The sequence below is a fragment of the Palleronia abyssalis genome, assembly GCF_900302445.1.
Classification (GTDB): Bacteria; Pseudomonadota; Alphaproteobacteria; order Rhodobacterales; family Rhodobacteraceae; genus Palleronia; species Palleronia abyssalis.
Genome location: NZ_ONZF01000001.1, coordinates 353063 through 370807 on the forward strand (window position 1 = coordinate 353063; position 17745 = coordinate 370807).

General features: G+C 63.7%; 13 protein-coding genes and 2 pseudogenes. 3 read left to right on the plus strand and 12 right to left on the minus strand.

Features of this window, described 5'->3' with window-relative positions; genetic code table 11:
- Positions 1-160 precede the first annotated feature (160 nt).
- From PAA8504_RS01855 to PAA8504_RS01865, 3 genes are all read left to right on the plus strand, one after another.
- Positions 161-1954 carry a SulP family inorganic anion transporter gene (locus tag PAA8504_RS01855; RefSeq protein WP_108892444.1) on the plus strand — a complete coding sequence of 598 codons (1794 nt, stop codon included), beginning with the start codon at positions 161-163 and terminating at the stop codon, positions 1952-1954.
- Between the two features lie 246 nt (positions 1955-2200).
- A complete protein-coding gene (locus tag PAA8504_RS01860) occupies positions 2201-3319 on the plus strand; it encodes a radical SAM protein (RefSeq protein WP_108892445.1) in 1119 nt (372 codons plus the stop codon).
- Positions 3320-3353: 34 nt separating this feature from the next.
- Positions 3354-3842, plus strand: a complete 489-nt coding sequence (locus tag PAA8504_RS01865) for a hypothetical protein (protein ID WP_108892446.1) — start codon at positions 3354-3356, stop codon at positions 3840-3842.
- 583 nt (positions 3843-4425) lie between these two features.
- On the opposite strand, the gene PAA8504_RS01870 is transcribed toward PAA8504_RS01865, so the two are convergent.
- From PAA8504_RS01870 to PAA8504_RS01920, 12 genes and pseudogenes are all read right to left on the minus strand, one after another.
- Positions 4426-4755, minus strand: a complete 330-nt coding sequence (locus PAA8504_RS01870; RefSeq protein WP_306419511.1) for a GMC oxidoreductase — start codon at positions 4753-4755, stop codon at positions 4426-4428.
- 3 nt (positions 4756-4758) lie between these two features.
- On the minus strand, positions 4759-5367 hold the full coding sequence (locus tag PAA8504_RS01875) for a hypothetical protein (RefSeq protein WP_108892448.1): 609 nt from the start codon (positions 5365-5367) through the stop codon (positions 4759-4761).
- Between the two features lie 404 nt (positions 5368-5771).
- Positions 5772-6865 (minus strand): annotated as a pseudogene (locus tag PAA8504_RS01880) (IS91 family transposase); the annotation flags it as partial.
- A gap of 45 nt (positions 6866-6910) precedes the next feature.
- A pseudogene (locus PAA8504_RS21950) lies at positions 6911-7534 on the minus strand (tyrosine-type recombinase/integrase); the annotation flags it as partial.
- Positions 7535-7946: 412 nt separating this feature from the next.
- A complete protein-coding gene (locus PAA8504_RS01885; protein ID WP_108892449.1) occupies positions 7947-9743 on the minus strand; it encodes a cache domain-containing protein in 1797 nt (598 codons plus the stop codon).
- A gap of 2297 nt (positions 9744-12040) precedes the next feature.
- Positions 12041-13117 carry an energy transducer TonB family protein gene (locus tag PAA8504_RS01890; protein ID WP_108892450.1) on the minus strand — a complete coding sequence of 359 codons (1077 nt, stop codon included), beginning with the start codon at positions 13115-13117 and terminating at the stop codon, positions 12041-12043.
- Complete coding sequence (locus PAA8504_RS01895) at positions 13114-13500, minus strand: ExbD/TolR family protein (protein ID WP_108892451.1); 387 nt, start codon at positions 13498-13500, stop codon at positions 13114-13116. The genes PAA8504_RS01890 and PAA8504_RS01895 overlap by 4 nt, the downstream gene beginning before the upstream one ends.
- The gene (locus tag PAA8504_RS01900) at positions 13497-13850 is read right to left on the minus strand and encodes a biopolymer transporter ExbD (RefSeq protein WP_108892452.1); all 354 of its coding nucleotides are present in this window, start codon (positions 13848-13850) and stop codon (positions 13497-13499) included. The genes PAA8504_RS01895 and PAA8504_RS01900 overlap by 4 nt, the downstream gene beginning before the upstream one ends.
- A gap of 22 nt (positions 13851-13872) precedes the next feature.
- Complete coding sequence (locus PAA8504_RS01905) at positions 13873-14532, minus strand: MotA/TolQ/ExbB proton channel family protein (RefSeq protein ID WP_108892453.1); 660 nt, start codon at positions 14530-14532, stop codon at positions 13873-13875.
- The gene (locus PAA8504_RS01910; protein ID WP_108892454.1) at positions 14529-14954 is read right to left on the minus strand and encodes a hypothetical protein; all 426 of its coding nucleotides are present in this window, start codon (positions 14952-14954) and stop codon (positions 14529-14531) included. Before PAA8504_RS01910 ends, PAA8504_RS01905 begins: the two co-directional genes overlap by 4 nt.
- Positions 14955-15792: 838 nt before the next feature.
- Complete coding sequence (locus tag PAA8504_RS01915) at positions 15793-17316, minus strand: tripartite tricarboxylate transporter permease (protein WP_245897488.1); 1524 nt, start codon at positions 17314-17316, stop codon at positions 15793-15795.
- On the minus strand, positions 17298-17744 hold the full coding sequence (locus tag PAA8504_RS01920; protein WP_108892455.1) for a tripartite tricarboxylate transporter TctB family protein: 447 nt from the start codon (positions 17742-17744) through the stop codon (positions 17298-17300). The genes PAA8504_RS01915 and PAA8504_RS01920 overlap by 19 nt, the downstream gene beginning before the upstream one ends.
- Between the last annotated feature and the right edge of the window lies 1 nt (position 17745).

The window sequence follows — 17745 nt, forward strand, 5'->3', positions numbered from 1 at the left end:
CGCAAGGCACGCAGCGGACACGGTCCAGGTTCCCTGCGGGTGCGGTGGGCGGGCTGCCCCGGCGTCGCCCTCGTTCAGGCGAATGGGCGACGACGCCGGGTACACCAGGTGTAGCCTCGGCGTGTGGCCGTCCGTCAGTCGTCCGGTCGGGGTCTGATCGATGTCCAGAATGTCCGGATACCTCCCCGTCCTCGACTGGGGTCGCCGCTACGACCGGCGGCGGCTGATAAGCGACGGGGTCGCTGCCGTGATCGTGACGGTAATGCTGATCCCGCAATCGCTGGCCTACGCCATGCTGGCAGGCTTGCCGCCCGTGGTCGGGCTCTACGCGTCGATCCTGCCGTTGGTCGCCTACGCGATCTTCGGCAGCAGCCGCACGCTCGCCGTTGGCCCGGTGGCCGTGGTCTCGCTGCTGACCGCGACAGCCGCCGGCGCCGTGGCGGCTCCCGGAAGCTCGGAATACATCTCGGCGGCGGTTGTCTTGGCACTTCTGTCAGGCCTTATCCTGTTGGCAATGGGGATCTTCCGCCTCGGCTTCGTCGCGAACCTGTTGTCCCACCCGGTTATCTCCGGGTTCATCACAGCCTCAGGCCTGCTGATCGCCGCCAGCCAGGTTAAGCACATCCTCGGGGTAAAGGCCGGCGGCCATACGCTGATCGAGTTGGGCCAGTCCCTTCTTCCGGCCCTGTCAACGACGAGCCTTCCGACGCTCATGGTCGGCGTCGCGGCAACGGTCTTTCTTTTCTGGTCGCGATCGAAGCTGAAGCCGACGCTCGAACGTTTCGGACTTCCCCCAGGCGTGTCCACGCTTCTGTCGCGCACCGGTCCCGTTCTTGCGGTCGCGGTGTCGATCCTTGCGGTGATCGGTTTGGATCTCGAAGCGCGCGGCGTGGCGGTGGTGGGGAACGTGCCACGGGGGCTACCGCCCCTGGCCCTACCGCCGCTCGACCTCGCGCTTTGGAGCACGCTTCTGCCGGCCGCCTTCCTCATTTCGGTCATCGGTTTCGCAGAATCCATCTCGATCGCCCAGACCCTCGCCGCGAAGCGGCGGCAGTCGATCCGCCCCGATCAAGAGATGATCGGCCTGGGCATGTCGAACCTGGCCTCGGCCTTCTCCGGCGGATACCCCGTTACCGGCGGCTTCGCCCGATCGGTGGTCAATTTCGACGCCGGGGCCGAAACCCCGGCCGCCGGCGCCTATACCGCGATCGGGATCGCGCTGGCATCGCTGTTCCTGACCCCACTCATCTTTCATTTGCCGCTAGCCGTGCTGGCAGCGACGATCATCGTCGCCGTACTCAGCCTCGTCGACCTTGGCACGCTGCGACGCACCTGGCGCTATTCGCGGTTCGACTTCGCGTCCATGGCCGGCACGATCGTCGTGACATTGGCCGCCGGCGTCGAGGCTGGCATCATCACCGGCGTGGCGCTGTCGCTGCTCCTGCATCTCTGGCGCAGTTCGCGGCCCCATATCGCAGTGATCGGACAGGTTCCCGGCACCCGGCACTACCGCAACATTCTGCGGCATGACGTGGTCTGCGCGGCCGAGGTCCTGTCGGTCAGGATCGATGAGAGCCTCTGGTTCGGCAATGCCAGAGCCGTCGAAAACGAAATCCAGCGTGTGGTGTCGGAACGGCCGGACCTGAAACATCTGGTGCTGAACTGCGCGGCGGTGAACGGCATCGATGCCAGCGCGTTCGAAAGCCTCGAACTGGTGATCCACCGGCTGGCCGATCAGGGCATCGACCTTCACCTGTCGGAGGTAAAGGGCCCGGTCATGGATCGGCTGGCAAAGTCATCGTTTGCGGAACACCTGACTGGCCATGTGTTTCTATCGCACCACGAGGCAATGGAGGCGCTGGCCCCGGAATGCACCAAAAGGGCCGATCGCATGACGCGGCAGACCTCGGATGCCCCCAAGCCATCTTCCAGGCCCGGGTCTATCGCTCGCTAATCTACCAGCGCCGTTAGTCGCCTTCACGATGGCTTTGTCTGTCCGCGCGTTTGGAAGTTCATGTCGGATGTAGGTGCAGGCAGAGAGCAGTCGGCCGCGGCGCGATGCAAGTGCGGGAGTCTACGTGAATAACCGAATTCCGGAAACGTCGTTCATAAGGTTCCTTGCCACGTAACGAGACGACTGTATTACGCAGGGTAAACCTTATAGGCGTGACACACGTTATGGCCGTTTTGGGGTTCCTCGATGATCACTACGGTTGTCATCAAAACTAACAGGGCCTGCAACCTGCGCTGCGGATATTGCTACTATATCAACGAGGCCACCGAGCGATATGGAGAGACCATCTCCCTCGACACTGTCGAGATGCTCTATCACCACCTTTCCGACCACGTTCCGCCAGATCAATCCGTCCGCCTGATCTGGCACGGTGGCGAGCCGATGATGATCGGTCCCCGCCGCTTCCTTCGGTTCCTAGAACTGCAAAGAGAATACTTCAAACGCCCGCCACTCAACTCGATTCAAACCAACGGAACCATCTGGAACCCGGCGTGGATCGAGTTGATACAGCATTACAGCGTCGAAATCGGATTGAGCATCGACGGCCCGGCTGACGTCCATAACCGCAAAAGACCGGACATTAGGGGTCGCGGGACGTTCGGCGCTTTGCGTGAATTCACCGACACCCTGAACTACTTCGAGATCCCTTGGGGTGCGCTCACGGTAGTCGCCGATGACTTCGTAGGCGCAGGCTACTTCAAAACACTCGACCTGCTCGGCGCCTCTTCGTGCGACCTGCTGCCGGTCATGCGGTTTCACGGCGCGCCGGATACTGACGAGACCGCGCGGATAAGGATGATTGCCGAGGTACTGCGCCTCTATCGAGAGTGGCGCGATCATTGGCAGGACCGCTTCCTCGTCCGGCTCTTTGCCTCCTATATCGGCGGTCTCGCCGGTCATCCGTCGGTATTTGCGAATACGGGGATGAGCCCCGAGGCGTTCCGCTCATTTGTGGTTCTCGAGACGGACGGCTCGATCTGCACCGACGTCGAGTTTTCCGAGATCGAACGTGCCAGCGGGGCCCCCCACTATACACTCGGTCGCGCGGTCTTCGATCGGGACTTCTCTTTCGCAAACGTCGTCGAAGAACTCGACCGCCGTGACAGGATGTTCGGTCTGACGGCGTTGTCCGAAGGGTGTCTCGGGTGCGACTTCAGTTCTGCTTGCGGCGGCGGACATCCCGGCTCGCGATACTCCCTCCTCCGCAACGATTTTCAGTCGAGAAGCGCGCATTGCGACCTTATGGCAGCCTTGGGGATCACGGTGCGCAGCGATCTGCAATCGATTGGATACGGGGGCAATTAACTTTTCAATAAATAGATAAATCAGGAGGAAGACCATGGCTATAAACGACGAACGCGCGACCGCTCGCGTGAACTTGGGCACGCTCGACAAAGAGACCCAGGAGCGTGTATTCAAAGCGCTCGATGAAGCCGGCGTACCCGTCGAGCGTCAAAGTGGCACGGACGAGGACCCCTACGGCGTCGACGCTTCCAGTGTCGACAATTCCAAGCTTCGCGCGGAAAAGTATGTCGAACTCATCGAGACCCAATTCCATGTGAACACTCAAGGAATGGAATTGGAAGAGGCCGACAAGGTGCTTCGCGAAGCCGACCGGCAGGCGGCAGAGAAACTGTTGGTGTCCGATGTCGTACGGCGGCTCCATGGTGGAGAGTTCGCAGCAAGCTCGGGCGGCATCTTTCTCAAATGGATGTGGTGCAAGAAATGCTGCGACGTGACCTTTCCGGACGGTCGTCTAGACTGGGACACCGTCCCCCGCATGGAAGGGTTCACCCGACATTACCAATTCGTCAGAGACCCGATATAGGGGCCAAACCGGGCATTTCTGATGGGGTCGGTCGACCCATTCCTGCAGCGAGAGCGGTTGCCGAGAGAAACCCTTTCGGGTCCGGATCACAGCAAGCGGCGACAGGGCGCCAGTTGTGTAAGCCCCTGTCAGGATCTTGATCCGATTGCGGCGCCTGAAGTGGCGTTTGGCGTATCGAACCGGCTTTTACTGCCACGAACACCCCGGGATGCGGTGATTCATTCACCTATCTGAACGGTGTTCGTGGACAGAATAAGCGTCATACCGGCGATCTCCGGCACTCAGTCGGTCGATCGCTACGAAGTAATAATGGCTGATACGATCGGCTGTTGTGAGTTCGCCCACAGGGCCGAAGGACCCAAGAAGCGGGTAAGGCGTCCGATGCTGTCATTGGGCGCGATGCTTCCTGTTCATCCCGCCCAGCCCGGCATGGCCTCGGTTATACCGGTCGGACTCCTGCTGGGTCCCATGATCCGCCATGTTGGCGGCGCCGGAAATCTTGCTGCCGCTTGCCTAACTCTAACACAGTCTACGAGCCTCGCTGATCTGATCGAACGGGGTCACCACAGTCTGGACAAACCTATCATCCTCGCAAACGAGCGGCCGGCCGAAGCGCCAGCGCGACGGCGGTAAGCGTCGGATCGGCCCAGCCGCCAGTCGGGAAGATGGAGGTTCCGGCGATGTGCATATTCGTCAGGCCATGGATGTGACAATCCGGATTGACCACGCCATTGGCGGCAATGCCCGACATCCGTGTCGTGCCCATATGTTGCTTTCCGCCGGTGGTCGACAGTGGCCAACCGCCATCGGCGCCCGGCGGAGTCCCCACAATCCGGCCAAGCCCACGTTGCGCCACCGCGTCGGCTAGTGCGGTCCAAAGCCGGTGCGCGCCCCGACCATCAGCCTCACCCACTCGCTAGGTGACGCGCGCGCGCCGCCGCCCCAGCCTGTCGCGGGCTTTCGTCAAGATCACCCGGCTGTCCTCGGATGGCGAGGTCTCGACCTGCATGCGCAGGGCCAGACGCGGTCTTGGCCGGGCCGCCTCAACCGCGTGGCGCAGACGCGCAGCGGCAGGCGCGTTCCGCCCGAGATCGGCGACGGTCGACAACGCCGAGCGGTCGATGAAGCGCTCTCTCCGCACCATCTCGGCGAAATAGGTGATCGCGCGACCGCCGGGGCCCTCGTAGTCGGTATGAAGCTGGAACGACGCTCGGTGCATGAGGAAGATACCCGCTCCGTTCAGCCCCTCCCGCCTTCGTAACGCGGGGTTCAGCATGAAGGCGGCGATTGCGCCCCCGCGTTCCTTCAGACTGTCGGCACGCTCGACGATGTGCGGTTCGGTCGTGGCAGCCGGCGGGGCCAGCTCGAAATGCCCGGCATAGCAAAAGGCATGATCCACGAAACCGCGGCCGACCTGATCGGCCCCGTTCCCGAGGCCGCCCCGGTTCGCCGTGTCGGACAGAAGAAGCAGACGCGCGTTTTCCACGCCGCCGGCGGCGAGAACAACATGGGCCGCCCGCCACACAGCGACACCCGCACGCCCTCTGCGCGCGTATCGTCTGGATCCGTCTCGATCTCGACCACATCCGAGTTGATGCAGGTTTCTCGGGCGCCTTGCGCGAGGTTTGAGTAAGGGGCGGCTTCGGCTGGCGTCCAAGAGGCGCTCAAGCGGGAAATCGCGGGGTTGGGATTGGGCGGACCGACCGGGTCTATGGGGATTTGAACCGCTTGATCGCCTTGGTTCCTGCCGGGAAGGTCGGGGCGACTTTACGCTTGCAGGCAGACTCAGCGTAGGTTTTGCGAGCTTTGATCAACATGCGTTATATCCCGCAGACATCGACACCCTTCGCGCTACCACCATCTGGGTTGCGCGCATGTCAGTCTGGTCGCGAGCGGTTGAGATTGAGATTCCGGTCTTTGGCGCGCGTGTCATGCAGCGGCCCTCGCTGTTCCTGGCGGTGCTCTTGGGTGTTGTTCCGGGGCGATCGTCTCGACGATGATCAATTGTCCACCGCAACATGGGCATGGAAATGCGAGGACGCGGCGGTGCGCATCGCTTCTTTCGATCGTGTCATCGCGAACCTTGCCACGAACGGGTGTTTCGGCCCCGAGAAGCTCTCTGATCCTGGTGTTATTGGCGGCACGGTTGGCATTTCCGAAGAAGCCGCAGTGGCGGATGCGGTGCTGGCCCTTTGGCAGGGCACGGATCAGGAACCGGCGGATGAACTCGTCGGTCCCGAGGGTCACGGTCTTGTGCCGGCCGGGGCCGTTGAGGCGGCAATCCTTGACGCGGAAGGTGATGCCTTGGTCGTCCATGGGGATCAGGCGGTTGTTGGAGACCGCGACACGGTGGGTGTATCGCGAAAGATATGCCGGCACGGCCCCGGGGCCGGCGAAAGGCTCTTTGGCATACACGACCCCGTCGATCCTGCGCAGCGGTTGCAGGACAGCGTCGAAGGCCGCACGATCAACACACCTTGCATGGCCGGCGAAGAAGTGCAGCTTGCCGACTTTGTGCCGCCGGGCCAGCCCGTCCAGGATGAGGCGGCGGTAGAGGCAGGACAGAACCCGGACGGAAAGGAAGAAATTCCCGCGGCAGGCGATCCACCCGGTGCCGTCCGCAGACAGGCCGCCTCCCGGCACGATCATGTGGACATGCGGATGGTGCGTCATCGCCGAGCCCCAGGTGTGAAGCACGGATGTGACGCCGACGCGCGCGCCAAGGTGTTTGGGATCGGCGGCGATCTTGATCACCGTGTCCGCGCTCGCCCGCGTCAGCAAATTGTAGAGCTCCCGCTTGTTCTGATGGGCGATGCCGGGGATCGGCCTTGGCAACGTGAAGACCAGATGGAAATATCGCACGGGCAGCAGTTCGGCCTCACGTGCCGCCAGCCAGGCCTTTGCCGCATCCACCTGGCATTTGGGCCCGCCTGGCATTCGGGGCAGTGCCTGTTGCAGCAGGAGCTGTAGGAGATGTGTTCATGCGCGCCGTCTTCGCACCGCGCGACATGACAGAGCAGCGCCTGTATGACCCGGATGTCCACACCGCGCTCCAGGAGATGGGTCGCAAAGGAATGGCGCAACGTATGCAGCGTGACCGGCTTGGTGATGCCTGCCGCCCGCGCCGCTTGTTTGAATAGCCGTGAAATCTGACGGGGAGATAGGTGCTTGCCGCGATAGCCGGGGAAAATGACCCTCTCAGGCCCGGCCCCGCTTGTGTCCTGACTGGTGGGACGTTCCGCCCACCAGTCCCGCAGCAGGCCCAGAATGTCAGCGGGCAGCATCACATTCCGATCCTTGCGACCCCTGGATTGCACGATGCGGATGATCTTCTGTTCCCCGTCAATGTCGCCGACCCGCAGCCGGACAACCTCGCCCGCCCGCATGTCGCAGCCATGGGCCAGCGACAGCATCACCCGCGTCTTCAGGCTCGGTGCCCAGAGATCATGCCGCCGAAGCGTCACCCGGAACAGAAATTTGACGCCAATCATGGTCTGGTTGCGCGTGCAGATGCTGGTGCCCGTTTCGACAAGATGCTGAAAGTCTCTCACATCATCCGGCGTCGCCGTCTTCGGTGACCGCCCGAGCCAGGCCGCAAACCGCTTGCAGGCGCGCAGGGGGCTGGTCTGGGATGCAGGGCCAAGAGTGCGCGCAGTCATGTCCGCAATCATGCGCGCGCGCAGCGGCGTCATCAGCGTGGAATGCTGAACATTCGTGGGACAAATCCTCTGCTCATCGAGGCAAAATCACCTCGATCAACAGAACACACCCAACATCACAAAACGCGGAACAAACTCCGATTCAGCGCAGCCTCCGCCGAACGCGCCCTATCGCGCAGCGATTTAGTGATCGAGTCCAAGTTGACTGCGTTGTCGGCAAACTTCTTCGCGTTTTCAGCATGGTCGGGCCCGACATTGTCGACCCAACCGGGCCCTCGAGGTAGATGGGGGCACTGCATGGCGGCTTCCCGGAACCGACCGCTCGTGCTTCGCGCAGCATTTTCATAGAGAATTTGACCGTTGTGCGGGACGAAACGGACTTTCGTTGCAGCGCCGCAATTCATTTCGCGGCGCTGTAGAATTCATAATCTCGTCTTACACAAAATCATCCTGCGTAGCGTTGGAAATCGTCGTCGTCGAAGACGTCCGACGCGAGGTCGAGATCAAAGGCTTCAACCATCGGCTCTTTGCCTTTGCGGCGGGGTGTGCTGCCGCCCTCCGGTCTGCCCTTGCCGTCGGGCATGAGCGCGACCCTCCAAGGACGGGCCGCAGTCGCAGCCTCGGGCATCCCGGCCTTCGGGCCTGCGACCTCAAAGTAGGAGATCACGCCGGTCAGCTGCTGGGACTGCGCCGCCAGCTCTTGGCTTGTCGCCGCCGATTGCTCGGCCGCGTCGGCATTTTGCTGGATCACCGCGTTCAACTCGCGGATCGCCTGGTTGATCTGTTCGGCGCCCACGTTCTGCTCTCTTGTGGAGGCCGAGATCTCGGCTACCAAATCAGCCGTACGCTGGATATTTGGCACAAGCGCTTCCAGCAACCGTCCCGCCTCGCCGGAGACGTCCAACGTCTCGACCGAGAGCTGGCTGATCTCCGACGCCGCTTGCTGGGAACGCTCGGCGAGTTTGCGCACTTCAGAGGCAACTACTGCGAAGCCCCTGCCTTGGGAACCGGCACGCGCCGCTTCGACGGCGGCGTTCAGCGCCAACAGGTCGGTCTGGCGAGCGATCTCCCGGATGACGGTGATGCGCTCGGCGATAGTTTTCATCACCCGGACGGCGTCGGCCACTGCCCCGCCCGATCGCCGAGCGTCAGCGGCAGATTGTCCGGCGATGGTCTCGGTCTGGGTTGCGTTGTTCGCGTTCTCGCGAATGTTGGCCGCCATCTCTTCGATCGAGGCCGAGGCCTGCTCGACAGCCGCTGCCTGCTGGGTTGATCCAGTCGAGAGCTGTTCGGCGGTGGAGGACATGTTCGACGCCCCTTCAGCGACGTGGGCCGCACTCGCGACCGAGTTCGAGATTACCTCGCGGAGTTTCAAGACCATGTCGCGCAAAGCGATGCCCAGACGATCCTCCTCGGAGCGGGGCCTGACGTCCACCTTCAGGTCGCCTTTCGCGATTGCTTCGGCCGCCTGGCTCATAGCCGTAAAGCTCTCCGCCATCCGATGGGTTTCGGCTACGAGAATTCCAATCTCATCACGGCGCTTACTCGCAGGAAGGTCCAGAGAGAGACAACCCCTTCCCAGGCTGGCCACGGCCAAGGTGACCCGCTCCAAAGGCTTTGCGACACTGTGCAAGAAGTACCAGCCGCAGCCTGCAAGAATGAGAAGAACCGGAAGCAATTCAAGCAATGCGAGTTTCGTCTTGGCCAGAATAACGGCGTCGAGGTCATCGACGTAGACGCCGCCCGCGACCATCCAACCCCATTCCGGCACCAACTCCGAATAGCTCAGCTTCTTTACCGGCGTCTCGTTCCCTGCCCGCGGCCACATGTAGGGGGTGAAGCCGCCGCCCTCCTGCGCACGATCGATCATTTCACGGAACAGGGGCACACCTTCAGGATCGGTTCGGTCGAGAAGCATTTGCCCGACGAGGTCCGCGTTCGGATGAACAATCATCCGGGCTTCCTCATCCGTGATGAAAACATAGTCGTCGTCGCCGAAACGGATCGCTGCGATGGCTTCGGCCGCGCGCTGCTGCGCCTCGACTACGGCCATTTCCCCATCCTCGGCGACAGCTACGAAATGCTCCGCAATGGAAACGGCAGTTTCAACCTCGGCTTGTACCGCATATTTGCGCGCCTCCTTTATCTGTACCCGAAGCGTGGACAAATTCATGCCCGTTGCCGCGAGTACCGTGAACAAGATCGCACCAAAGGCGATCAATAGTTTTATTTTTATGGTCATCGGAGTAGAACTTTCACCGTAATTGTCGATCGTGCCGCCTTCTGCGAAACACAGGAAGGGCCAGGGCCATTCGGCTCAGGGGGCTTGTTCGGTTCTCCGGAAAAACCCAAGCTCCGCCGCTGCCAAATGGACGGGAGCTGCGCTTTCATCTCGCCGAATTAATAACAGGGGATTAAGCTGGTCCCCGCCGTTGCATCGACTCGGAACCTTTTCGCTTACAGCGTTAATTTGGCAGCGCCGAGCGAGCCCTGTCTTCAGCAAAATGGAAGGCCCGTTTCCACTCGATCTTCTTGCTCGCTTGCGCTTGCGGACGACTGCCCGGGGTTCGCCCGCAACTCGTGGAACCGAAGGTCCGCTTCGGAGACGCGCTGCGATCGCCACACGGCAATGCCGCAGATCCGCGTCCACCCGCTCTCTAGAAGGCCTTCGCAGCCGCAACGTAAATCGAGCACTCGCGCGGCTAACGGCAGGTAAGGCCGCATTATGTAAGTTCGGCCTCGATCGCAGGGTTGCGGCGAGTGTCCGGTTCGGCGGGTCGCACTGCGGCATCGAGAGTAGAGGCCAACGGCAGCTTCGGACCGTTCGCGTCGCCTTGACCATGTCGCAGGCCTCGACTTTGCAAATTCCGCTTCCTGCGCTTTGTGGTCATTCATGTCACAAGCAGCGAACCTTCGGTTTCAGCTCTTCCTGTCTGCGCCGTGACCAATGATCGAGGTTCTGAGTGTACGCCTGCTCCAGACGATGCCATCGGTTGGACCAAGTCGCGATGGGTGGGAGCCCTTTGGCGCAGCGCAAGCTGCGCGTTACCCTCTACTCACTAGCCGAGAGTTGCACCCCTAGACCCCGGCGCCGTTGGCACGCCGCTCGGGAGACGCGCTGCCCTCCCAAACCCGCCTGGGGCTTTCCGCCGGCCCAAAGGATGCTTCGCCCCTCTGGACGCCCCGGGCAAGGTCTTTACTCGCCGCTCCCCCTGCACTCCCTGACGCGTCCCCCGACTGGCTCGGCGGCGTTCCCAAAGACCCCAAGCTCCCGGAGGATGCCGCTCCGCGCTCTCCGAACCTCCCCCACTCTCGCGAGGCCATTCGTATGCCTCCCCAAACCCCTCCGGCCCGGATCAGCCTCACAGCGTCGCCGCCCATGATCAGCCATTGCAATCCGCCTACCAAGATCTCACGGGCCGCCATCCGGCGGCGGTGGCTTCACCATAGTTACGAAACCACTTCTCGCCTTTTCTCTCGTCGATCTGCACGCGGCTATAGTACCGCGACCACGGCGTGTGCTAGATCGCGTTTCCACCGTTGATGTTGCCCTTGATCGGGCATCCCGGCCGGGGCGAGACCGCCGCCGCAGGCTTCCACTTGTCTGCCCGCGCCAAGTAGTCGGCGAAATACTCCACGAACGCCCAGGCAAGCCCTTCGGCAATGAGCGCCTCGCCGACATCTATTCCGTTGGGCTTGGTGCAGATCGAGACGACCCGTAGGCGTCGACGGTTTGCACCCCGCAGCGGAGGTCCGGGCCCGCCGCGAGATCGCCAAGCCGGTCTGCGCAGCTTCGTCGCAGCGCCACCTCCCTCCGGTAAAGACCTTGCAATTGTGGCCATCTTCTGGGGCCTCACTCCGTGGAGCCGCACGGTGACGTTGCCCACCTTCAGCCTGTCGCCGTGCGTGACCAACCACTGCCGCGCCGGTGAAGACCGCCGTCTGCGCCTGCGCCGCCCGAGGCGATCACTTTAGCCGAGAGGAGGAACGCCAAAAGAAACCGGTCGAGCGCTTCTAGCCGCCAATCGGGAAGGCCGCCTCGCGCGCCTCGTCGCCCCTATTGTCGATCGAACACAGTATCGACTGGAGCTTGGGTCTGAAACTTCTGGGACAGTGTGTCGAGCGCTTAACATTGTATCTCAGCCACCCGAAGGTTCGCGATCGGCAGGTAGCAATTTTAACGAGCCGATCCAACGTGCACGGCCTCGGGTATGCGGGCCCAAGGCGTCGAAATTCGAAGGCAGGTCAGAAGTCTGTCTCGCTATCTCACCCGAAAACCGGGTCGGGACGCCGGGCATCGCCGGTATATAGCGGAGTTGCATCGAACCATCCCATCGGCCGGTCTCAGGGCCGCCGCACCACAGGGTCGATCCCGGTCAGGCGATGGCGGCGCTGCGATCGCAAATCCCCGTGGACCGGGTGTGATCTGACTAGCCACAAACCGACCAGCAGGTCGGACCATCCACAAAGGACCACGGGCGTGGTACAGGGGTGCCTTGCAGGAAAACGATCGTATCGGGTTCCACACTTATAGATGTCTCATCGCCCGGCGATATTGATCGAGAACGAGCGCCGTGCACCCGGGGGTGGAGGAGGGAACGGCGCCGCACGCCGCACCAGCTGCACCGCAGCCCTGTCCAGTTCTGCCGAGCCCGATGAACGGGCGATACCGGCCGATGCCAGCCCACCCGAGCCCGCAACGGAGAATGCCACTACGGCCGTGCCCCGCGCCCGGACCGAAGGCCGTCCGACGCGCGACAGGCGCGCCATGACCTGCCCGGGATAATTCGCAGCGGCCGCATTGCCAGCTTGCGAGGATTGCCGGCGTTGACCCTGGCTGGTCTGCGAGCTTTGCGATGCCGCACCCTGCTGGGATCCGGCGCGGGCATTCGTGGTCGAATTTCCCTTTGCCTGCCGCGTGGGATGCGGATCAGGCTCGCGCGTTGGCTCTGACCGGGTCTGGCGCGACGGGGTCCGGGGATCGGGCCGGCGGTGTTCGACCTCGAACGCGTCGGTCCGCGTCGGCGGCCTGCGAGAGGACACCACGACGCCGGGCGGCAGGTCCTGACCGGTGATCCGTTCGGGTTCGGGAGGCGGGCTCGCCTCAGCCGGCTGGGTCGCTTCGGGCGACCGAGTCGGCGTCGTGGGCTCGGCGGTGATGGGCTCGACCTCGGGCGTGTCGGCGCGCCGGGGGGCGATTGGGACCGCAGGCAGATCGGCGGGGACTTGGACGGGCGTTTCGATCGGCAGGGTCGCGGTCGTTCGCGATGGCCGGCCGGGTTGGACCTCGGCAGGTTGCACTGTGTCGGGCCGTATCCCTGTGACCTCGGCGGACGGTGCGCGCTTGGCGCTGTTGGCGGGATCGGCAGGCTCCGCCGCATCGGGCGGCGTGGTGTCGGCCGCAGCCTCCGGCGGGTCAACGGACTCGACCGGGTCCGCAGCCATCACGCCCTGGGACATGTCGGCAAAGCTCGTGCCCAGCCGGGCCTGAACCTGCGCGCCGCCGCCTTCCATTTTGACCGGATCGGGCCGCACCCCGACCGACAGCGCGGCCCCCAGCGCCATCACCGACACGGCCCCGGCAACACCCTTCACAAGGTTGGATGACGGGATCATTCCAGCCCCCTTTCGGTCACGACCAATACCCTCTCCGCCCCGGCGCCACGCAGCTCTGTCGCGATCCGCACCAGGTCGGCCGCCGGCAGGTCACGGTCAGGCACCACCCGGATTTCGGCCCGCTCGCCCTCGGGAAGGGCGCCTGCGAAGGCGGCGGCCGACGCCACCGGATCGTCGCGATACCGCAGCGAACCGTCCGCCCGAACCACCAGCGTGTCTGGCGGCGCGCGCCCCTCCAGATCTGTGGCGCGCACCAGCGTCAGCTCGCGGTCCATCGACGGGGCGATCTGTCCCGCCACCATGAAGAAGACCAGCATCAGGAAAACCACATTGATCAGCGCGATCGTCGGCTCCTTCGCCGTGCTTTTCCGCCGCCGCATCATGACGCCCCCAGAACGGTGGGTGCGATGCCCGGGATCGACCTCAGCACACCCAGAAGATCGGTCAGCCGCTGCGAGGTAACGCCTTCAGCCAGCGAGACGAGGAGCACACGCGCCCCATCCCCGTCCCCCTCCGGCATCGCTTCGGGCAGGGCTTCCAGGTTCACAGCCTCGCCGTTCAGGGTGACCGTTTCGGGCGCAAGCCGCAGGAACAAGGGCGCCACATCGGACAACTGCCCGGTTCCGGCCGTCGCCCCGGTCAGTTCCACCTCGGCAAAGCGCGAGAAGGTCGAGGTCAGCATGAAGAACAGCAGCAGAAGGAAGATCACGTCGATCAAGGACGTGAGCGACATCGCCCGCCGCCTGCGGGTCCGTCTAGGCATGGGCGGGCTCGGCCGCAGGCGCGGCGTGCCTGGGGGGACCACCCAAGGGGGCCCGCACGGTCGAGATCGCGCGTTCGGCCAGGACCCGTTCGGCGTCCATCCGCCCCTCGAACCAGGACAGAGCCAACGCGGTGGGCATGGCCACGGCCAGACCGACCGCGGTTGTCAGAAGGGCCACCCAGATACCGCCCGCCAGGATCGATGGGTCGACCTGTGCGCCCGCGTCCTGCAACGACTGGAACGCTTCGATCATGCCCAGAACGGTCCCGAACAGCCCCAGAAGCGGAGCAAGCTGCACAACAGAGTCGAGGAAACGCAAACCGCGTTCGAGCTTGGCGAAACGGGTCTCGGCCTCGGCGATCAGGCGCGTCTCGGCCTCGGCTCCGCCGCGCGTGGCAAAGGCCATGTTCACCACCGGCGCGAGATAAGAGCGCGATCGGTCGAGGGCGCGACGAGCCTCGGACCGGTCGCCCCGGTCCCACGCGTTGATGGCGTCGCCTAGCGCCCGGTGTCGCCCGACCCCGGCCGCGGTGAATTGCCAAAACTTGTAAAGCATGACGGCAACCGTCACGACCGCGACCGCGATCAGAACCATGACGACCGGACCGCCCAGATCGGCGACCTGCAGGAGGGGCTCCAGAATCATGGTCATCCGATCACCTCGATCTCCGTCCGGGTGCCCACGGTCAGACCCGCCGCACAGACGGCGGGACCGGCATCGCCTGCATCACAGGCATGGACGCCGTTAAACAGCACGCGCCCGAAGTCCTCGCAGGCCCGACCCGGTACTGTGAACTGTCGAACCCGCGGGCGGCCCTGGGGCAAGGCGCCGAAGTCGAACAGCGTCAGGCGATCGACCTGCCCCGCATCGTCGAACAGCACGGCTTCGAACACGGCGCTGTCGATCTCGGTTTCGGTCCCGTTCTCGATCAGGAAACTGAATGTACATCCGCCGCTCTCCGCATTTGTGGCGGCGTTAAGCTCTATCGAAAGGCCCTGAGGGGTCGCATCCTGCGCGAAGGCCGGCGCGGCGATGGAAAGAACGATGGCGGCAAACAATACAGGTCGGATCATGCGAAGGCCTCGGTCATGGCGGTGATACCCGACTACTTTCATCAGATGAACCGATGATCAACTAAATTAGTCAGGTTTTATCTGCCGTATCGCGAGATTCCCGCCCACATCCGCGGAAGCCGCATTGCCATTGTCTTCTGCCAGTTGATCAGGCCGCGGTGCGATGTACAGCCTGCTTCGTCCCGTGTGGGTCCTATGCGACCGCAACCTACGTTGCGACCGCGTCTTGATGCTGTATCAAAGGGTCGCGCCACGCTTGGGCAAGGTTCAGCTCGTGATGGGCGCCGAAACCGAACACAGGGGTATGGAAGACCGAACGCCGCGATAGACCATCTGCGTGTTAGCCAGTGGCTACGGACTTGCCCGGGGCATTCCGGGGTGGACGACACCCCGATATGCCATGGCCCCGGCCCGCCAAACGGCGGGGTCTTCCGCACCCTGATGGGTCATTCCACAGTATGTCAGCTTTGCCACAAAGTCTTTTCCTGAATTCGACGTCGATTGCACCCGAAGCCTGCGATGGTGATCGGAGCGTGATGCAGGACCGTGCGCCACGCTGTGACACCGTTCACAGGGGGCAAGCACCGGTGGGCCTATACACAACCGGGGCTAGATGCCCGAGGCGCACACTTGGGCCCGTGGGCCTCGGGACGTCCGGGGCAACGGACAATGCACCGGGACCTTTCTATGGATGGAGGCGCCCGGGCGGAGGCACCTCGGATCGAGGCGATCTTCTGGTCCAGCACCGACGTTCCCATCGTCTAGCAAGCCAGTGAAGTCTAGTCCGATCGGCGCGCGTCAAACCACCTGTGCCGACCTTATCGGTCTGCACGGCCCTTCACGTCGTCCGGGGCCGGTCTGGACCCGTGTGGCGGCGGAAGGCTTGCCACAGCGACGCGATCAGAAGGGCCGCTGACGCCAGGACAAATCCGACCGCGATGGGTCGTTCCAGAAACACCATCGGATCCCCGCGCGAGATCAGCAGGGCGCGGCGCAGGTTCGTCTCGATCAACGGGCCAAGCACGAAACCAAGAAGCAGCAGTGCGGGGCTGAACCGCGCGAGGGCCAACAGATACCCCGCAAGTCCGATGACAGCGACGGCGACGATGTCGAACGTCAAACCGCGCACGGAATAGACGCCCAGGCAGACGAAAACCAGGATCGCCGGGTACAGCCAACGGAACGGGATACGCAGTATGGCCACCCAGATTCCGATCAGGGGAAGATTGAGGATCAGAAGAAGCAGGTTCCCGATCCCGAAACTGGCGACCAGGCCCCAGAACATCTCGGGACGGGCTTCCAGCATCAGCGGCCCGGGCTGGATGCCGTGGATCACCAGCGCCCCCAGCATCAACGCCATGATCGGATCGCCCGGAATTCCCAGGGTCAGGGTCGGGACGAAGGCGGTGATGGCCGCCGCGTTGTTGGCTGATTCCGGTCCGGCGACACCTTCGACCGCACCATGCCCGAAGCGCTCGGGTCGCTTGGCTACGCGACGCTCCATCGCGTAGCTGAGGAACGAAGACAGCGTTGATCCGGTGCCTGGCAAAGCGCCGAAGAAGCTGCCCAAAGCCCCCCCCCGCAGCGTCGGCCACCCCATGCGCCGGACGTCGTCGCGGCCGGGCATCATGGCGCGCAGCCCGATCCTTTCGGCCACCGCCTGTCGGTCGGGGTCGCGCACATTTCCGATGACTTCGGCCACTCCGAACAGTCCCATCGCAAGCGCCACCAGGTTGATGCCGTCCAGAAGCTCGGTCTGGCCGAAGGTGAACCGCTGCACGCCCGAATTTACGTCAGTTCCCACGCATCCCAGCAAAAGGCCCAATGTCACCATGGCGAAGCTTTTCGCCACCCTCTCGGTCCCGATGGTCGAGGCGGCGACCAGCCCCAGGATCATCATGGCGGCATAATCCGCCGCGCCGAAAGCCGTGGCCGCCCGCGTCAGCCAACCCGCCAGCAGGACAAGCACTGCGATCCCCAGGATTGAGCCCGCGAAGGACGACGCCATCGCGGCGAACAGCGCCACCCCGGCCCGACCGCTGCGCGCCATGGGATAGCCGTCCAGCGCGGTGACGGCCGATTGCGGTGTGCCCGGCAGACGCATGAGGATCGAGGCGACCGCCCCGCCGTATTGCGCCCCGTAATAGACGCCCGCCAGCATGATCAGCGCGGCTTCGGCGGTGATGTAGTAGGTCACGGGAAGCAAAAGCGAGATCGCCGCCATGGCCCCGATCCCCGGCAGCACGCCGACGAAACTGCCCAGAACGACGCCGAGCACACAGTAGATCAGGATACCGGGCTGAAGCGCGAACCCGATCCCGTAGAGAAGCCCCTCCCACGTCGTCACGGCAGGCGCGGCCACAGGGGTAATGTCATCTGCAATCCGAAGCTGAAGATCACGACCGTCAAGGCCGGGACGATCACGGTCAGCGCAATCCGCCACCCCCACCCCGCGAAGGGCGCGGGAAGGGTCGCGATCAACACCGAAAGGGCCGTCGCAGCCACAAGGCCCAGTCGCGACAATCCCAGACCGAAGATCACCACCGAGGCCAGCACCGCCAACGCCGCAAGCGGATGGACCGGCACCGAAGCACCCGTCCGCCGCCAGGCCGGCAGCGCCACGACAAGGCCCAGCACGGCAAGAAGCGCGCCGAGGGTCGCGGGAAAGAAGCCCGGCCCCATGCGTCTCAGGCTGCCGAGGTCATAGTGAACCAGCGTCCAGCCCAGCGCGGCGGCGCCCAGGGCGGCCAGTACAAGGCCGCCCCATATGTCGGGCCAATCGCGGCGCATC